Genomic DNA, 16,185 nt, shown 5'->3' with positions numbered 1-16,185 from the left:
CCGGGGCACCCCCGGACCGGGCTCGTACGTGCTCTGGCGCGTGGCGCAGCAGCCGGTCAGCGGCCGTTGAAGGCGTCCTTCAGGCGGCTGAAAAGGCCCTGCTGGCCCGGCGCGAACTGGCCCATCGGCCGCTCTTCACCGCGCAGCTTCGCGAGCTGGCGCAGCAGCTCCTCCTGCTGGGCGTCGAGCTTCGCCGGGGTCATGACCTCGACGTGGACGATCAGGTCGCCGCGCCCGCCGCCGCGCAGGTGGGTGACCCCGCGACCGTGCAGCGGGATCGACTGGCCGGACTGGGTGCCGGGCCGGATGTCGATCTCCTCCATGCCGTCCAGGGTCTCCAGCGGGCACTTCGTGCCCAGGGCCGCAGCCGTCATCGGGATCGTCACCGTGCAGTGCAGGTCGTCCCCGCGCCGCTGGAAGACCGGGTGCGGGAGCTCGTGGATCTCCACGTACAGGTCGCCGGCGGGGCCGCCGCCCGGGCCGACCTCGCCCTCGCCCGCGAGCTGGATCCGGGTGCCGTTCTCGACACCGGCCGGGATCTTGACCGTGAGGCTGCGGCGGGAGCGGACCCGGCCGTCGCCCGCACACTCGGGGCACGGGGTCGGGACCACGGTGCCGAAGCCCTGGCACTGCGGGCAGGGGCGCGAGGTCATGACCTGGCCCAGGAAGGACCGAGTGACCTGCGACACCTCACCACGACCACGGCACATGTCACACGTCTGCGCCGAGGTGCCGGGGGCCGCGCCCTCGCCGGAGCAGGTGGTGCACACGACGGCCGTGTCGACCTGGATGTCCTTGGTCGTCCCGAAGGCCGCCTCGTCCAGCTCCAGGTCGAGGCGGATCATGGCGTCCTGGCCGCGGCGGGTCCGCGAGCGCGGGCCGCGCTGCGAGGCCTGGCCGAAGAAGGCGTCCATGATGTCGGAGAAGTTGCCGAAGCCTCCGGCCCCGAACCCGCCCGCGCCGCCGCCACCGCCCGAGGAGGACAGCGGGTCGCCACCGAGGTCGTAGACCTGCTTCTTCTGCGGGTCCGAGAGGACCTCGTAAGCCGCGTTGATCTCCTTGAAGCGCTCCTGCGTCTTCGGGTCCGGATTCACGTCCGGGTGGAGTTCGCGGGCAAGACGGCGGAAGGCCTTCTTGATCTCGTCCTGGGATGCGTCGCGGCGCACGCCGAGAACGGCGTAGTAGTCCGTGGCCACTTACGACTCCGCCAGGATCTGTCCGACGTAACGTGCCACTGCGCGTACCGCTCCCATCGTTCCGGGGTAGTCCATGCGGGTCGGTCCGACCACGCCCATTTTGGCGACAGTTTCGCCGCCCGAACCGTAGCCGACGGAGACGACGGACGTGGAGTTCAGCCCCTCGTAGGCGTTCTCGTGCCCGATCCGTACGGCCATCCCCGACTCGTTGGCCTCGCCCAGCAGCTTGAGGAGCACGACCTGCTCCTCCAGCGCTTCGAGCACCGGCCTGATCGTCAGGGGAAAATCGTGTCCGAAGCGGGTGAGATTGGCGGTGCCGCCGATCATCAGCCGCTCCTCGGCCTCCTCGACCAGGGTCTCCAGCAGGGTCGCGAGCACCGTCGAGACCGTGCCGCGGTCCTCAAGCTCGAAGGACTCCGGGAGGTCCTGTACGAGCTGCGGCACGTCGGTGAACCGGCGGCCGACGACCCGGCTGTTGAGCCGCGCCCGCAGGTCCGCGAGCGAGGTCTCGCCGAAGGGGGCCTGGCAGTCGACGAGCCGCTGCTCGACCCGGCCGGTGTCCGTGATCAGGACCAGCATCAGCCGGGCCGGCGCCAGCGAGAGCAGTTCCACGTGCCGGACGGTGGACCGGGTCAGGCTCGGGTACTGGACGATGGCGACCTGCCGCGTGAGCTGCGCCAGCAGCCGTACGGTGCGCCCCACGACGTCGTCGAGGTCGACGGCCCCGTCGAGGAAGTTCTGGATGGCCCGGCGCTCCGGCGTCGACAGCGGCTTGACCCCCGCCAGCTTGTCGACGAAGAGGCGGTAGCCCTTGTCGGTGGGGATCCGGCCGGCGCTGGTGTGGGGCTGGGCGATGTAGCCCTCCTCCTCCAGCACGGCCATGTCGTTGCGCACGGTGGCGGGCGACACGCCCAGCCGGTGCCGCTCGGTGAGCGCCTTGGAGCCGACCGGCTCCTCCGTCCCGACGTAGTCCTGGACGATGGCGCGCAGCACCTCAAGTCTGCGTTCGCTGAGCATGGCGCACACCTCCAGTGGTCGTCGTCGCTGCTGCCGGCTGGCACTCGCATCGTTCGAGTGCCAGCGATCCCCCGGCCAGTGTACGGCCGGGCGGTACACCCCCGGCAAGGGCGGCCCGCCAGGGTAGCGTCGCGGCATGGAACTGCGATGGGAAGAGGCCGGCTGGGAGCGCTTGACCGGACGGACCGGGCGGCGGCGGCTTCCGGTGTGGGACTGCACGGCGGGGCTGGTGGTGGGCAACGAATCCGTGCTCCTGATCGACCCCGGTTCCTCCGTGCGCGAGGGCGCGCAGCTGCGGGCCGAGGCGGAGCGGCTGACGGGTCGGCGCGTGACCCATATCGCATTCACCCACGGACATTTCGATCACGTCCTGGGCGCCTCCTCCTTCGCCGGGGCCGAGGTCTACGGGGCGGTCGGGCTGGACTCCGCGCTGTCGGCGGGCCGCGCGGAACTGCGGGAGGACGCGGTCCGGCACGGGCTGGCGGAGGCCGACGCGACCGAGGCGGTGGACGTGCTGGTGCTGCCGAAGCACCTGGTGTCGGGCGAGTGGACGCTGGAGCTGGGCGGCTTGCAGGTGCTGCTGGCCAATGTGGGGCCCGGGCACACCCGCTACGACCTGGCGGTCTGCGTGCCGGGCGAGCGCGAAGTGGTCTTCTGCGGGGACCTGGTGGAGGAGTCGGGTGCACCGCAGGCGGGCCGTGACGCCGTGCCCGCGCAGTGGCCGGCGGCGATCGACCGGCTGCTGTCGCTGGGCGGGGAGGACGCACTGTACGTGCCGGGTCACGGAGCGGTGGTCTCCGCCGCCTTCGTCCGTGCGCAACGCGACACACTCCGGGGGCTGTTCGGCGTGTCGGACGGCTGAGCGCGGGGGCTCTTCTACTGTCGGCCGGATGCGTGAGTACTCCCCCGACCTGACCCCGCAGTGGAAGCGCGCCAAGGCCGTGCCCGAGGTGCCGGCCGAGCCCGGCCTGGTGGTCGAGGCGGCGGACACGGACTTCTGCGGCGCGGTGGTGGCCTGCGAGGCCGGCACGGTGACCCTGGAGGACCGCTTCGGCAAGCGGCGGGTGTTCCCGTTGGCGCCCCGGGGGTTCCTGCTGGAGGGCGCGGTGGTGACGCTGACCCGTCCGGTGCGGGCGCCGAAGGGTCCCGGGCGGACCGCGTCGGGCTCGGTGGCGGTGCCGGGGGCGCGGGCGCGGGTGGCCCGGGCCGGGCGGATCTACGTCGAGGGGCGGCACGACGCGGAGCTCGTGGAGCGGGTCTGGGGCGACGACCTGCGGATCGAGGGCGTGGTGGTGGAGTACCTGGAGGGCGTCGACGACCTGCCCTCGGTCGTGGCGGAGTTCGGCCCGGCCCCGGACGCCCGGCTGGGCATCCTGGTCGACCACCTGGTCCCGGGCTCGAAGGAGTCCCGTATCGCGGCCTCGGTCGTCTCGCCGGACGTGCTGGTGGTCGGACACCCGTACGTGGACGTCTGGCAGGCCGTGAAACCGTCCGCGCTGGGCATCGCGGCCTGGCCGGTGGTCCCGCCGGGGCAGGACTGGAAGACGGGCGTCTGCCGGGCCCTGGGCTGGCCGGAGAACACCGGCGCCGCCTGGCAGCACATCCTGTCCCGGGTGCACTCGTACAAGGACCTGGAGCCCGCCCTGCTCGGCCGCGTCGAAGAGCTGATCGACTTCGTGACGGCGCCCTGACGCGGGCTACGGCAGGGTGCCGAACTCCGAGGTGTCGAGCGTGACGCCCAGGACGTCGAGCGGGACCGGCTCTGCGAACTTGCTGGTCCGCTCGGTACGGTAGTCGGCGTCCTCTCCGGCGCCGAAGGGTTCGGTGAGCACCACGCACTTGGCCTGGAAGGGCGGGGATCTGCCGCTGCACGAACATGACGACCAGATAGGGACAGGCCAGGCCGCACCTGCCCCCATCCGCAGCGATTCCCTCCGGGGAGTGATCAGTCGACCAGGTCCCGCACCACCGCATCGGCCAGCAGCCGCCCGCGCAGGGTCAGGACCGCGCGCCCGGCCTCGTACGGGGCCGCCTCCAGCAACCCGTCGGCCAGCGCCTTCCCGGCCGCCTTGAGCCCCGCCGGGGCCAGCAGGGACAGCGGGACGCCGTCCACCAGCCGCAGCTCCAGCAGGATCCGCTCGACGCGGCGGTCCTCCTCCGTGAGGAGTTCGCGGCCCGCCCCGGGGGAGCGCCCTTCCGCCAGCGCGGCGGCATAGGCGCCGGGGTGCTTCACGTTCCACCAGCGCACGCCGCCGACGTGGCTGTGCGCGCCGGGGCCGGCGCCCCACCAGTCGGCGCCGCGCCAGTACAGCTCGTTGTGCAGGCAGCGGCCCGCCTGCGAGGTGGCCCAGTTCGAGACCTCGTACCAGGAGTACCCGGCCTCGGCCATGACCGCGTCGGCGATCAGGTAACGGTCGGCGTGGACGTCGTCGTCCGTCATCGGGACCTCGCCGCGGCGGATCCGCCGCGCCAGCTGCGTGCCCTCCTCGACGATCAGCGCGTACGCCGAGACGTGGTCCGGCCCGGCCGCGAGAGCCGCCTCCAGGGAGTCCCGCCAGTCCTGGTCCGACTCCCCCGGCGTGCCGTAGATCAAGTCCAGGTTGACGTGCTCGAAGCCCGCCGCACGGGCCTCGGCGACGCAGGCCTGCGGGCGTCCGGGGGTGTGGGTGCGGTCCAGCACCTTCAGGACGTGCTGCTTGGCGCTCTGCATGCCGAAGGAGACCCGGTTGAAGCCGCCGGCCCGCAGCTCCGCGAGGTACGCCGGATCGACCGACTCCGGATTCGCCTCCGTGGTGATCTCGGCGTCCTCCGCGAGGCCGAACTCCTCGCGGATCGCCGCCAGCATCCGTACGAGGTCCCCGGCGGGCAGCAGCGTCGGCGTGCCACCGCCCACGAACACCGTCCGCACGGCCCTCGGGTCGTCCCCGAGGACCTTCCGGGCGAGGCGGACCTCCTGGATCAGGGTGTCGGCGTAGTTCTCCCGGGAGGCGAGCACGCCGCCGGTGCCGCGCAGCTCCGAGGCGGTGTACGTGTTGAAGTCGCAGTACCCGCAGCGCGTGGCGCAGTACGGGACGTGCAGGTAGAACCCGAGCGGCCGGTCCCCGGCTCCCGCCAGGGCATGCGACGGCAGGGAGCCGTCTTCGGGCACGGGGACACCGTCGGGCAGTGCGGAAGGCATGCCCCCATTGTCCCGCACCCCGAACCGGGCCCCGGACGCCTGCCCGGGGCCGGCCGGCACGGCGGACCGGGCGCCGGGCCGGGCCCGGCCCCGCCCTGCCGGGCCCGCCGCGGGGGCTACGCCTCGCGCGAGCCCTCGTACATCTCCTCGATCAGGTGCTTGAACTCACGCTCGACCACGGGCCGCTTCAGCTTGAGGCTGGGGGTCAGGTCGCCGTGCTCGACGTCCAGGTCGCGCGGCAGGATCCGGAACTTCTTCACCGTCTGCCACCGCTGCAGGCCCTCGTTCAGGGTCTGTACGTAGGTCTCGACCAGCCGGTTGGTCTCCGGCGCGGCCAGCACCTCCCCGTACGTCCTGCCCTCCAGCCCGTTCTCGGCGGCCCAGCCCAGGATGGCCGGCTCGTCGAGGGCGATCAGGGCGGTGCAGAAGTTCCGGTCGGCGCCGTGCACGACGATGCTCGACACGTAGGGGCAGATCGCCTTGAACTGGCCCTCGATCTCGGCCGGCGCGACGTACTTGCCGCCCGAGGTCTTGATCAGGTCCTTCTTGCGGTCGGTGATGCGCAGGTAGCCGTCGGGCGAGAGCTCGCCGATGTCGCCCGTGTGCAGCCAGCCGTCCTCCTCCAGCACCTCGGCGGTCTTCTCGGGCTGGCCGTGGTAGCCCTGCATGATGCCGGGGCCGCGCAGGAGGATCTCGCCGTCGTCGGCGATGCGGACCTCGGTGCCGGGGAGCGGCTTGCCGACGGTGCCCGTGCGGTAGGCCTCGCCCGGGTTGACGAAGGAGGCGGCGCTGGACTCGGTGAGCCCGTAGCCCTCCAGGATGTTGATGCCGGCGCCGGAGAAGAAGTAGCCGATCTCGGGGGCGAGGGCGGAGGCGCCGGAGACCGCGGCGCGCAGCCGGCCGCCGAAGGCCTCGCGGAGCTTGGAGTAGACGAGCGCGTCGGCGATCTTGTGCTTGGTGGCGAGGCCGAAGGGGACGGTGGCGTTGCCGGTGCGGCGGTGGTTGTCCTGCCTGGTCTTGGCGTACTCGCGGGCGACGCCGACCGACCACTGGAAGATCTTGTACTTGGCGCCGCCGCCGGCCCGGGCCTTGGCCGCGACCCCGTTGTAGACCTTCTCGAAGATGCGCGGGACGGCCGCCATGTAGGTCGGCTGGACCACCGGCAGGTTCTCGATGATCTTGTCGATCCGGCCGTCGACGGCGGTGACGTGTCCGACCTCGATCTGCCCGGAGGTCAGCACCTTGCCGAAGACGTGGGCGAGCGGCAGCCACAGGTACTGGACGTCGTCGCTGGAGATCATGCCGGTGGCCACGGTCGCCTTGGCCATGTAGGACCAGTTGTCGTGGGGCAGCCGTACGCCCTTGGGGCGGCCGGTGGTGCCGGAGGTGTAGATGAGGGTGGCGAGCTGGTCGGCGGTGATGGCCGCGATCCGCTTCTCGACCGCGCCCGGGTGCTGGGCCAGGTAATCCTTGCCGCGCGCCTCCAGGTCGGCGAGGGAGAGCACCCAGCCCTCCGGGTCGCCCTCGGCCGGCACCGCGTCGGCGGCCTCCACGACCACGACGTGGGCGAGCTCGGGCAGGTCGGCGCGCCGCTCGCGGGCCTTGGCCAGCTGGGCGGCGTCCTCGGCGATCAGCACGCGGCTGTCCGAGTCGGCGAGGATGAACGCCGACTCCTCGGCGTTCGTGCTCGGGTAGATCGTCGTGACGGCACCGCCGGCGCACATCACGCCGAGGTCGGCGAGGATCCACTCGACGCGGGTGTTGGAGGCGAGCGCGACCCTGTTCTCCGGCTGGAGGCCGAGGTCGATCAGGCCGGCGGCGATGGCGAAGACCCGCTCGGCCGCCTGGCCCCAGCTCAGCGACTTCCAGTCGTCGGGGCCGCCGTGGCCGTCCGCCGCAGGCACCGGGTACCGGTAGGCCTCGGCGTTCGGCGTGGCGCCGACACGCTCAAGGAAGAGGGCCGCCACGGTGGGCGGGCGGTTCTCGATCAGGGTCTGTGTGTCGCTCACGGACGTCCTCCGGACCACGCGGCAGGGCCTGTCATTCAAGGCGGTGAATGAAGGCTTCCAACAGGGCTTGCAACCAGGGCTGCGACCAAGGTGGCGGCCAAGGCTTGTAACTGGCGAGTAACCAACGGGTGTGATCAGACTAGGGGCCCTCCGGCTGGCGCGTAAGAGCCCCTGAGCCGCCGATTCATAACGAAACAGGCCCCTGCGACGGCGCGCGGAGGCCTGTTTCGTATGCCATGGGGCGGGTGTGGCTACTTCTTCTTGCCACCGGACTCGTCGCTGGACAGGACGGCGATGAAGGCCTCCTGGGGGACCTCCACGGAGCCGACCATCTTCATGCGCTTCTTGCCTTCCTTCTGCTTCTCCAGCAGCTTCCGCTTACGGGAGATGTCACCGCCGTAGCACTTGGCGAGGACGTCCTTGCGGATGGCGCGGATGGTCTCGCGGGCGATGACGCGGGAGCCGACGGCCGCCTGGATCGGCACCTCGAAGGCCTGCCGCGGGATGAGCTCGCGCAGCTTGGCGACCAGGCGCACGCCGTAGGCGTAGGCGGCGTCCTTGTGGCAGACGGCGGAGAAGGCGTCGACCTTGTCGCCGTGCAGCAGGATGTCGACCTTGACCAGGCTGGAGGCCTGCTCGCCGGTGGGCTCGTAGTCGAGGGAGGCGTAACCGCGCGTCTTGGACTTCAGCTGGTCGAAGAAGTCGAAGACGATCTCCGCGAGCGGGAGCGTGTAGCGGATCTCGACCCGGTCCTCGGAGAGGTAGTCCATGCCGAGCAGGGTGCCGCGGCGCTGCTGGCAGAGCTCCATGATGGCGCCGATGAACTCGGTCGGCGCGAGCACGGTGGCCCGTACGACCGGCTCGAACACGTCCTTGATCTTGCCCTCGGGGAACTCGCTCGGGTTGGTGACGGTGACCTCCTTGCCGTCCTCCAGCACCACCCGGTAGACCACGTTGGGCGCGGTGGCGATCAGGTCGAGGCCGAACTCGCGCTCCAGGCGCTCGCGGACCACGTCCAGGTGCAGCAGGCCGAGGAAGCCGACGCGGAAGCCGAAGCCGAGCGCCGCCGAGGTCTCCGGCTCGTAGACGAGCGCGGCGTCGTTGAGCTGGAGCTTGTCCAGGGCCTCGCGCAGGTCCGGGTAGTCCGAACCGTCGAGCGGGTACAGGCCCGAGAAGACCATCGGCTTCGGGTCCTTGTAGCCGCCGAGGGCCTCGGTCGCGCCGTTGTGCAGGCTGGTGATCGTGTCACCGACCTTGGACTGGCGGACGTCCTTCACGCCGGTGATGATGTAGCCCACCTCGCCGACGCCGATGCCGTCGGCCGGGGTCATCTCCGGGGAGGAGACGCCGATCTCCAGCAGCTCGTGGGTGGCGCCGGTGGACATCATCTTGATGCGCTCGCGCTTGTTGAGCTGGCCGTCGACCACACGGACGTACGTCACGACGCCGCGGTACGAGTCGTAGACCGAGTCGAAGATCATCGCGCGGGCGGGGGCGTCCTTGACGCCGACCGGGGCCGGAACGGTGGCGACGACCTTGTCGAGCAGCACGTCCACGCCCAGACCGGTCTTCGCGGACACCCGCAGGACGTCCTCGGGCTGGCAGCCGACCAGGTTCGCGAGCTCCTCGGCGAACTTCTCCGGCTGCGCGGCCGGCAGGTCGATCTTGTTCAGCACGGGGACGATCGCCAGGTCGTTCTCCATCGCCAGGTACAGGTTGGCGAGGGTCTGCGCCTCGATGCCCTGGGCGGCGTCGACCAGGAGGATCGTGCCCTCGCACGCCGCGAGGGAGCGCGAGACCTCGTAGGTGAAGTCGACGTGCCCGGGGGTGTCGATCATGTTCAGGATGTGCGTCTTGCCCTGGTCGTCGCCCGTGGTGGGCGCCCAGGGCAGTCGGACCGCCTGGGACTTGATCGTGATGCCGCGCTCACGCTCGATGTCCATCCGGTCGAGGTACTGGGCGCGCATCTGCCGCTGGTCGACGACACCGGTGAGCTGGAGCATCCGGTCGGCAAGGGTCGACTTGCCGTGGTCGATGTGCGCGATGATGCAGAAGTTGCGGATCAGCGCCGGGTCGGTACGGCTCGGCTCGGGCACGTGGCTGGGGATCGCGGGCACGCAGTGTCCTGATTCTCGGGTCGCAGTCGGAAGCGTTGTCTGAGCGTCGGTCTTCGCGACAGTTCGGGTCTGTAGGCAGGTTCCCATGGTCCCATGAACGAGGCAGTGCGCTCGGTTTGGGCCGGTCGGAGCGCGCCTGGTAGCCTGGGCAGCTGTGTCTCGTATGCCCTCTCAGCTGTCGGGACACAATCCGAAGATCAAACTCTGAACCTGAAAAGGCTCTTTCGTGGCGAACATCAAGTCCCAGATCAAGCGGAACAAGACGAACGAGAAGGCCCGCCTTCGCAACAAGTCCGTCAAGTCCGAGCTCAAGACCTTCATCCGCAAGGCCACCGAGGCCGTTGCCGCCGGTGACGTCGAGAAGGCCACCGCGGCCGTTCGCGTCGCTTCGCGGAAGCTGGACAAGGCCGTCTCGAAGGGTGTCATCCACAAGAACGCCGCCGCCAACAAGAAGTCGGCGCTGGCCTCCAAGGTGGGCTCCCTCCAGGGCTGAGCTACCTGATGTGAAAGCCGGGTAGGGACCCAGCGGGCCCTCTCTTCCGCTCCCGACCGGCACTCCGCGCCGCACGCGGCCTGCGTTCGCCACGCGGGTGCGGCGCACACCAGCAGAAGCCGAAGGCCCCGTTCCCCACCCTTCCCCAGGGCGGAGACCGGGGCCTTCGGCATGGGCTTGCACCGCAGTGCCGGCAGTTGCCGACGGGCCCGGCGGGGCAGGCGGCCGGCCCGGGCCGGCGGGCCGGCGCAAGCGGCCCCGCCCAGGGCGGGGCGTCCGGGGCCGGGGCGGGGCCGGGCGCCGGGCGCCGGGCCGGGCTCAGTGTGCGGAGCGGCGGGGGCGGGCCGCGCGGGCGACGGCTACGACCGCCTTCTCCAGCGCGTACTCGGGGTCGTCGCCCCCGCCCTTGACGCCGGCGTCGGCGTCCGCGACGGCGCGCAGGGCGTCCGCGACGCCGTCCGCCGACCAGCCGCGCATCTGCTGCCGCACCCGGTCGATCTTCCACGGCGGCATGCCGAGGTCCCGGGCGAGATCGCCGGGCCGGGCCCCGCGCGGCGCCGAGGCCAGCTTTCCGATCGCCCGGACCGCCTGCGCCAGGGCGCTGGTGATCAGGACGGGCGCCACTCCCGTGGACAGCGACCACCGCAGGGCTTCGAGCGCCTCCGCCGCCCGCCCCTCGACCGCCCGGTCGGCGACCGTGAAGCTGGAGGCCTCCGCCCGGCCGGTGTAGTAGCGGCCGACCACGGACTCGTCGATGGTCCCCTCGACGTCCGCGCACAGCTGCGCCACCGCGCTCGCCAGCTCCCGCAGGTCGCTGCCGATCGCGTCGACCAGCGTCTGGCACGCCTCCGGGGTCGCCGACCGCCCCAGCGTGCGGAACTCGCCCCGTACGAACGAGAGCCGGTCCGCCGCCTTCGTCATCTTCGGGCAGGCGATCTCCCGCGCCCCCGCCTTGCGCGCCGCGTCGAGCAAGCCCTTGCCCTTGACGCCGCCCGCGTGGAGGAGGACGAGGGCGATCTCCTCGAACGGCGCCGCGAGGTACGCCTTCACCTCCTTGACCGTGTCCGCGGACAGGTCCTGCGCATTGCGCACGACCAGCACCTTGCGCTCGGAGAAGAGCGAAGGGCTGGTCAGCTCGGCGAGCGTGCCGGGCTGGAGCTGCTCGGGGGCGAGATCGCGCACGTCCGTGTCGGGGTCGGCGGCGCGGGCAGCCGCCACCACCTCCCGCACGGCGCGGTCGAGCAGCAGGTCCTCCTGCCCCACCGCGAGGGTGAACGGGGCGAGCGGATCGTCGGTGGAGTTCTTCCTGGTGGCCATCGCCTCCAGCATCCCACGCCGCACTGACAGCCCCCCGCGCCGCGGCCCCCCTCACCGCATACTTGAGAATGGTCGCGTGAATGTGCGACATGTGCTGGTGCTGCCCGACCGCGACGCCGCCGAGGAGGTGGCCCAGGAGGTGACCGACCGCTTCGGCCTCCCGGAGGAACCGCAGTTGGTCCGCGACGCCCTGGCCGGTGAGGACGACGCCGAGGACGCCCAGTGGCTGGTCGTCGTCGAGGACCCCCAGGAGCGGCTCGACGCAGCCCTCCTGGACGGCCTCGCCGGCGCGTACGAGGGCTGGCTGGAGGCCCCGTAGGCCCTCCGCCGGACCTCCGCCGGTCTCCCCTACGCCTTGTGGACGATCTGGACGTCCAGCGTCACGTCCACGCTCGAACCGATCGCCGCGACCCCATGGGCCAGCACCGACTGCCAGTTCAAGGCGAAGTCCTCGCGGTGCAGCTCGGCGGTGGCCCGGCAGGCGGCGCGCGGTTCGCCCTCCAGGCCCGTGCCGAGCCCGAGGTACTCGGTGTCCAGGGTCACGGAGCGGCTGACCCCGTGGAGGGTCAGGGCGCCCGCGACGGCCCAGCGGCTGCCGCTGCGGTGGATGAAGCGCTCGCTGTAGAACTCCACCGTCGGATACCGGGCCGCGTCCAGGAATTCGGCGGAGCGCAGGTGGTCGTCCCGCATCCGCAGACCGGTGTCGATGCTGGCCGCGTCGATGATCACGTGCATGGAGGAGTCCTCCATGCGGTCGGCGATCCGCACCGCGCCCGCAAGGGTGTTGAACCTGCCGCGGATCCGCGCGAAACCGATGTGCCGGGCCGTGAACGCGACGCACGAGTGCGCCGGGTCGAGCTCCCAGTGGCCGGGCTGCGGCAACAGCGGCGGTTCCACCGCGTCCAGGACGATCTCCGCGGTGCCCGCCTGCGCCGGATCCCCCACGAGCGTCGCCCCGTGGAACGGCGCGTAGCCCTCGGCGGTGACGAGGAGCCGGTACTCCCCCTCCGGCACGGCCGCCGTGAACCCGCCGTACGGGTCCGTCTCGCCGCTGACGATGCGCCGGCCTATCGGGTCGGTGACTTCGAACCTCGCCTGCCGGACCGGCTGGTGGACCGTGTCGAGGACGCGGCAGCTGAGCAGGCGTGCCGCATGAGGCAGCGTCAGTGTCACAGTGGAATTCGGGCCGGCACTTCCGGCCGTATCCAACCCCCGTCGGCGACCGAACATGGTTGATGCACCCCCGTGCTGTGTGGACTTGTACCGCTCTGGCGAAAACGCATTCGATCATGCTGTCGGGTTGGGGGCAAACAGAAGCGGGCCGCCCCGTCCGCCCGTGTCGTCGGCGCCGCCGGCCGGACGGGAACGCCCGCAGGAGCGGGCCGCTCCCGCTCACGGCGATCGAGCCGTCGGTGTCCGTGCGCAGAACGGTGGCCCCCCTCGACCGCAGCCGCGCGAGCGTGCCCGCCGCGGGATGCCCGTAGCGGTTGCCCTCGCCGACCGGGACGAGCGCCAGCCGGGGCCGGATCCGGTCCTGCAGGCCCGGATCCTGATGGGCCGAGCCGTGGTGGGCGACCTTCAGGACGTCGACCGGCCCCAGGTCCGGACGGCCGCTCAGGAGCGCCTGCTGCGCAGGGGGTTCGAGGTCGCCGAGCAGCAGCAGGGTGAGGCCGGCGCTGCGCACCAGCAGGGCCACGCTCGCGTCGTTGGGCCCCTCGGGCGGCGGACCCTCCGGCGGCGGCCACAGCACCTCCCATTCCAGCGCTCCGACCCTGCGCCGCTCGCCCGCCTTCGCCGGTACGACGGGCACCCGGGCGGCGGCCGCGGTCCGGCGGACGAACGCGGCCTGCCCGGCCGGCTCCTCCAGTGTGGTGGTCTGGATCACCCCCACGGTCCTGCCCCGCAGCACCCCGGCCAGGCCGCCGACGTGGTCGGCATGGAAGTGCGTCAGCAGGAGCAGCGGCACCCGGTACACCCCCAGGGCGCGCAGGCACGCGTCCACCGGGCCGGGTTCCGGACCGGCGTCCACCACGACGGCCGCACCCGCTCCCGCGGCGAGGACGGCGGCGTCCCCCTGCCCCACCGCGCACTGCACGTAACTCCAGTCGGGCGGGGGCCAGCCGGTGAGCGTACGGGTCAACTGCGGCGGCCGCAGCAGGGTGAGCAGCAGCAGCACCGCCAGGCCCGAGCACACCCACGGCCGGTGCACCAGCCGGGCCCCCAGCACCACGACGGCGAGGGTGACCACGGCCAGCAGCAGGCCCCCGGACACCCCGCCCGGCCAGGCGAACTCGGCTCCGGGCAGCCGGGCCCCGGTCCTGGCGACGGCCGCGATCCACCCGGCGGGCACCCCCGCGCACCGCGCGATCAGCTCGGCGGCGGGCATGCACAGCGGGGCGGCGGCCAGTACCGCAAAGCCGAGCACGGTCGCGGGACCCGCCGCGAGCTCGGCCAGCAGGTTGCACGGCACCGCCACGAGGCTCACCCGCGCCGACAGCACAGCCACCACCGGTGCGCACACCGCCTGCGCCGCGGCGGCTGCCCCCAGCGCCTCCGCGAAGCGCGGCCGCATCCCGCGCCGCCGCAGGGCTTCGCTCCACCGGGGGCCGAGCGTCAGCAGGGCCCCGGTGGCCAGGACCGAGAGCAGGAAGCCGGGGCTGCGGGCCATCCACGGGTCCCAGAGCACCAGCAGCAGCACGGCCGCGGCCAAGGCGGGGACGAGGGATCTGCGCCGCCCGGTGGCCAGGGCCAGCAGGGTCACCGTCCCGCAGGCCGCGGCCCGCAGCACGCTCGGCTCCGCCCGGCACACCACGACGAACGCCAGCGTCAGCGCCGTCCCGCACAGGGCGGTCGCCCGCAGCGAGAGCCCGAGCCGGGGCGCGAGCCCGCTCCGCTCCGCCTGCTGGGCACGGGCCGGCGGGCCGATCAGCAGGAACAGCACCACGGTCAGGTTGGACCCGGAGACGGCCAGCAGATGCAGCAGGTCGGTGGCCCGGAACGCCTCGTCCAGGTCGGGCGGCACCCGCGCGGTGTCCCCGACCACCAGCCCGGGCAGCAGGGCCCTGGCATCCGGCGCGAGCCCCTCGGTGGCTTCGCGCAGCCCGGCCCGCAGCCTCCCGGCGGCCCGCTGGAGGGCGTCGGGCCCGCCGGCCACCCGCGGCGGGGTGTCTTCGGCGGGGCGCAGCAGCGCCACGGCCCGCTCCCCTGCCCGGCCCGGAGCCAGCCGGGCAACCACCTCCACCCGCGTGGAGGGCAGCAGCCGGGCCCACTGCGAGTGCCCGGCCACGACCCGTACGGGGGTCTCGACGCGACTCTGCGTCCCGTCGGGCCCGGTCACCCGGGTCAGTACGGCGTCCAGCACCACCGCGGGCGACCCGCTCCCGCTCCGGGCGGTTCGCGGGTCGGAGCTGACGGTGAGCTCGGCCAGCACCCTGGCCCGCTCTCCGGCGAGTCCCACGACCGGCCCGGCCCGTGCCTCGGCCTGCTGGAGGCCCGCCACCCCGGCCCCCGCCGAGGCGGCGAGCAGAGCCAGGGCCGCGGCGGTACCGAGCTTCCACAGCCGCTCCGGACGCCGGCACCCGCCCAGTACCAACAGTCCGGCGCCGATGACGCCGAGCCCCACCCCGACGGCGGTCCGACCGGCCGGCGCACCGAGCGCGAGGGCGGCCCCCGCCCACGCGGCCAGCGCCGGCACGGCAAGGCGCAGATCCACCGGGCCCGGCGCCTCGGGGCGGTTCACGGCCGCACCAGCTTGCGCAGGTCGGAGAAGCGCCGCTCCCCGATGCCGTCCACCTGGCGGAGCTCCTCCACGGACCGGAAACCGCCGCGGGCGGTCCGGAAGTCCACGATGTGCTGCGCCAGCACCGGCCCGACCCCGGGCAGGCCGTCCAACTGCTCGACGGTGGCCGTGCCCAGGCTCAGCGGGCCGGGAGCCGGACTCGCCCCGGCTCCGCCCGGGAGGGGCTGCGCGGGGGCGCCCACCAGCACCTGTTCGCCGTCCACCAGCACCCGGGCCCGGTTGAGCCCGGTGGTGTCGGTGCCCGGCCGCACGCCCCCGGCGGCGGCCAGCGCATCCTCCACCCGCGAACCGGCGGGCAGCCTGCGCACCCCCGGGTCACGCACCTTGCCGCTGACATCCACCACGACGCCCGCGCCCCCGGTACCGGCCGGCGGTCCAGTAGCCCCCTCGGGCCCGCCCGCCGAGGCCGGTCCCGCCGTCGGCGCGACCACCGCCGGGGCGGTCACCGGCTCCGGTCGGCCCGACCAGTACTGCTGGACCCCGAAGGCCACCGCGGCGGCCAGCACCACCGCCACCGCTGCCACAGCACGCGGCTCCACCCCGCACCGGGCCTGCAACCACATCGGCAGCCGCTCGCGGACGGCAAGCCATCGCAAGGCCGCCCCGGACACCGCACGCGGCGGCTCCGGCCCGGGCCCGGCCACCCGATCCGGCCCGGGATCCGGCGCGGCCCCGGGATCCGCGGCGACCGGCGCCCGGACCGGATCCGGCGGGGGCCCAGGCACGGGCACCTGCGGCGGGCCGCTGCCCCCGAGCAGGGCCTCCGCCCGGCGGCGTACCGCCACGGCCCCCGGCTCGGGGGGCGGGACCGGCCGGCGACCGCGGCGGTGTCGGAGCCGGCCGTCGGAGAGACGGGGACGACCGGGGCCGCTGGTGGCGCCGGCGGGATGCGAACGTCGTGTGCGAAGAGTCATGCCACGACGGTAGGGGCCCCTCCCCCACCCCGCTCGGACCCCTCAATTCCGGTGCATAACCCGTCCGTTGTGGATAACTCCACCACCCGTTCCGGTGCCCGGGGGAGGCAGTGGCGGGCGCCCGCCGCGGGCCGGGCCCGGTACG

The 16,185-nt window shown here is 73.0% G+C and carries 13 protein-coding genes and 1 pseudogene; 4 read left to right on the top strand and 10 right to left on the bottom strand.

The window, feature by feature from the left end:
- Positions 1–56 precede the first annotated feature (56 nt).
- Positions 57–1,196 (bottom strand): molecular chaperone DnaJ, encoded by a 1,140-nt coding sequence (gene dnaJ, locus AB0B01_RS07030; RefSeq protein ID WP_361713718.1) that lies wholly within the window; start codon positions 1,194–1,196, stop codon positions 57–59.
- Positions 1,197–2,213, bottom strand: a complete 1,017-nt coding sequence (gene hrcA / locus AB0B01_RS07025) for a heat-inducible transcriptional repressor HrcA (protein ID WP_361713716.1) — start codon at positions 2,211–2,213, stop codon at positions 1,197–1,199. It abuts the gene before it with no gap.
- 136 nt (positions 2,214–2,349) lie between these two features.
- Here hrcA and AB0B01_RS07020 point away from each other — a divergent pair, with 136 nt between their 5' ends.
- Positions 2,350–3,075: an MBL fold metallo-hydrolase gene (locus tag AB0B01_RS07020; protein ID WP_361713714.1), complete on the top strand. Its 726-nt coding sequence runs from the start codon at positions 2,350–2,352 to the stop codon at positions 3,073–3,075.
- Between the two features lie 28 nt (positions 3,076–3,103).
- Positions 3,104–3,904, top strand: coding sequence for a DUF3097 domain-containing protein (locus AB0B01_RS07015; protein WP_361713712.1), 801 nt, complete (start codon positions 3,104–3,106; stop codon positions 3,902–3,904).
- A 6-nt stretch (positions 3,905–3,910) separates the two neighbouring features.
- Here AB0B01_RS07015 and AB0B01_RS07010 read toward each other — a convergent pair whose 3' ends face one another.
- The 4 genes from AB0B01_RS07010 to lepA all read right to left on the bottom strand — a co-directional run bounded on the left by AB0B01_RS07010 (position 3,911) and on the right by lepA (position 9,517).
- Positions 3,911–4,048, bottom strand: coding sequence for a hypothetical protein (locus AB0B01_RS07010; protein ID WP_361713710.1), 138 nt, complete (start codon positions 4,046–4,048; stop codon positions 3,911–3,913).
- Between the two features lie 110 nt (positions 4,049–4,158).
- Positions 4,159–5,391 carry a radical SAM family heme chaperone HemW gene (gene hemW, locus AB0B01_RS07005; RefSeq protein WP_361713709.1) on the bottom strand — a complete coding sequence of 411 codons (1,233 nt, stop codon included), beginning with the start codon at positions 5,389–5,391 and terminating at the stop codon, positions 4,159–4,161.
- Between the two features lie 116 nt (positions 5,392–5,507).
- Positions 5,508–7,400: a long-chain fatty acid--CoA ligase gene (locus AB0B01_RS07000; RefSeq protein ID WP_361713707.1), complete on the bottom strand. Its 1,893-nt coding sequence runs from the start codon at positions 7,398–7,400 to the stop codon at positions 5,508–5,510.
- Between the two features lie 251 nt (positions 7,401–7,651).
- Positions 7,652–9,517: a translation elongation factor 4 gene (lepA, locus tag AB0B01_RS06995; RefSeq protein ID WP_361713705.1), complete on the bottom strand. Its 1,866-nt coding sequence runs from the start codon at positions 9,515–9,517 to the stop codon at positions 7,652–7,654.
- A gap of 226 nt (positions 9,518–9,743) precedes the next feature.
- Here lepA and rpsT point away from each other — a divergent pair, with 226 nt between their 5' ends.
- Entirely contained in the window at positions 9,744–10,010 is a 267-nt protein-coding gene (rpsT, locus tag AB0B01_RS06990) for a 30S ribosomal protein S20 (RefSeq protein ID WP_356852183.1), read from the top strand.
- Positions 10,011–10,328: 318 nt separating this feature from the next.
- Here the strand turns inward: rpsT and holA are convergent, their stop codons facing one another.
- Positions 10,329–11,327 (bottom strand): DNA polymerase III subunit delta, encoded by a 999-nt coding sequence (gene holA, locus AB0B01_RS06985; protein WP_361713703.1) that lies wholly within the window; start codon positions 11,325–11,327, stop codon positions 10,329–10,331.
- A gap of 76 nt (positions 11,328–11,403) precedes the next feature.
- On the opposite strand from holA, the gene AB0B01_RS06980 reads away from it, so the two are divergent.
- Positions 11,404–11,646 carry a hypothetical protein gene (locus AB0B01_RS06980; protein ID WP_361713701.1) on the top strand — a complete coding sequence of 81 codons (243 nt, stop codon included), beginning with the start codon at positions 11,404–11,406 and terminating at the stop codon, positions 11,644–11,646.
- 29 nt (positions 11,647–11,675) lie between these two features.
- Here AB0B01_RS06980 and AB0B01_RS06975 read toward each other — a convergent pair whose 3' ends face one another.
- The 3 genes and pseudogenes from AB0B01_RS06975 to AB0B01_RS06965 all read right to left on the bottom strand — a co-directional run bounded on the left by AB0B01_RS06975 (position 11,676) and on the right by AB0B01_RS06965 (position 16,040).
- Positions 11,676–12,557: a YceI family protein gene (locus tag AB0B01_RS06975; RefSeq protein WP_361713699.1), complete on the bottom strand. Its 882-nt coding sequence runs from the start codon at positions 12,555–12,557 to the stop codon at positions 11,676–11,678.
- A gap of 136 nt (positions 12,558–12,693) precedes the next feature.
- A pseudogene (locus AB0B01_RS06970) lies at positions 12,694–15,066 on the bottom strand (ComEC/Rec2 family competence protein); the annotation flags it as partial.
- A complete protein-coding gene (locus tag AB0B01_RS06965; protein WP_361713697.1) occupies positions 15,063–16,040 on the bottom strand; it encodes a ComEA family DNA-binding protein in 978 nt (325 codons plus the stop codon). The pseudogene AB0B01_RS06970 and the gene AB0B01_RS06965, both read right to left, overlap by 4 nt.
- Positions 16,041–16,185 lie beyond the last annotated feature (145 nt).

Source organism: Streptomyces sp. NPDC044571, from assembly GCF_040647115.1.
Lineage (GTDB): Bacteria > Actinomycetota > Actinomycetes > Streptomycetales > Streptomycetaceae > Streptomyces.
The sequence above is the reverse complement of the archived record's forward strand: the minus strand, read 5'-3'. Positions and strand labels throughout refer to the sequence as shown.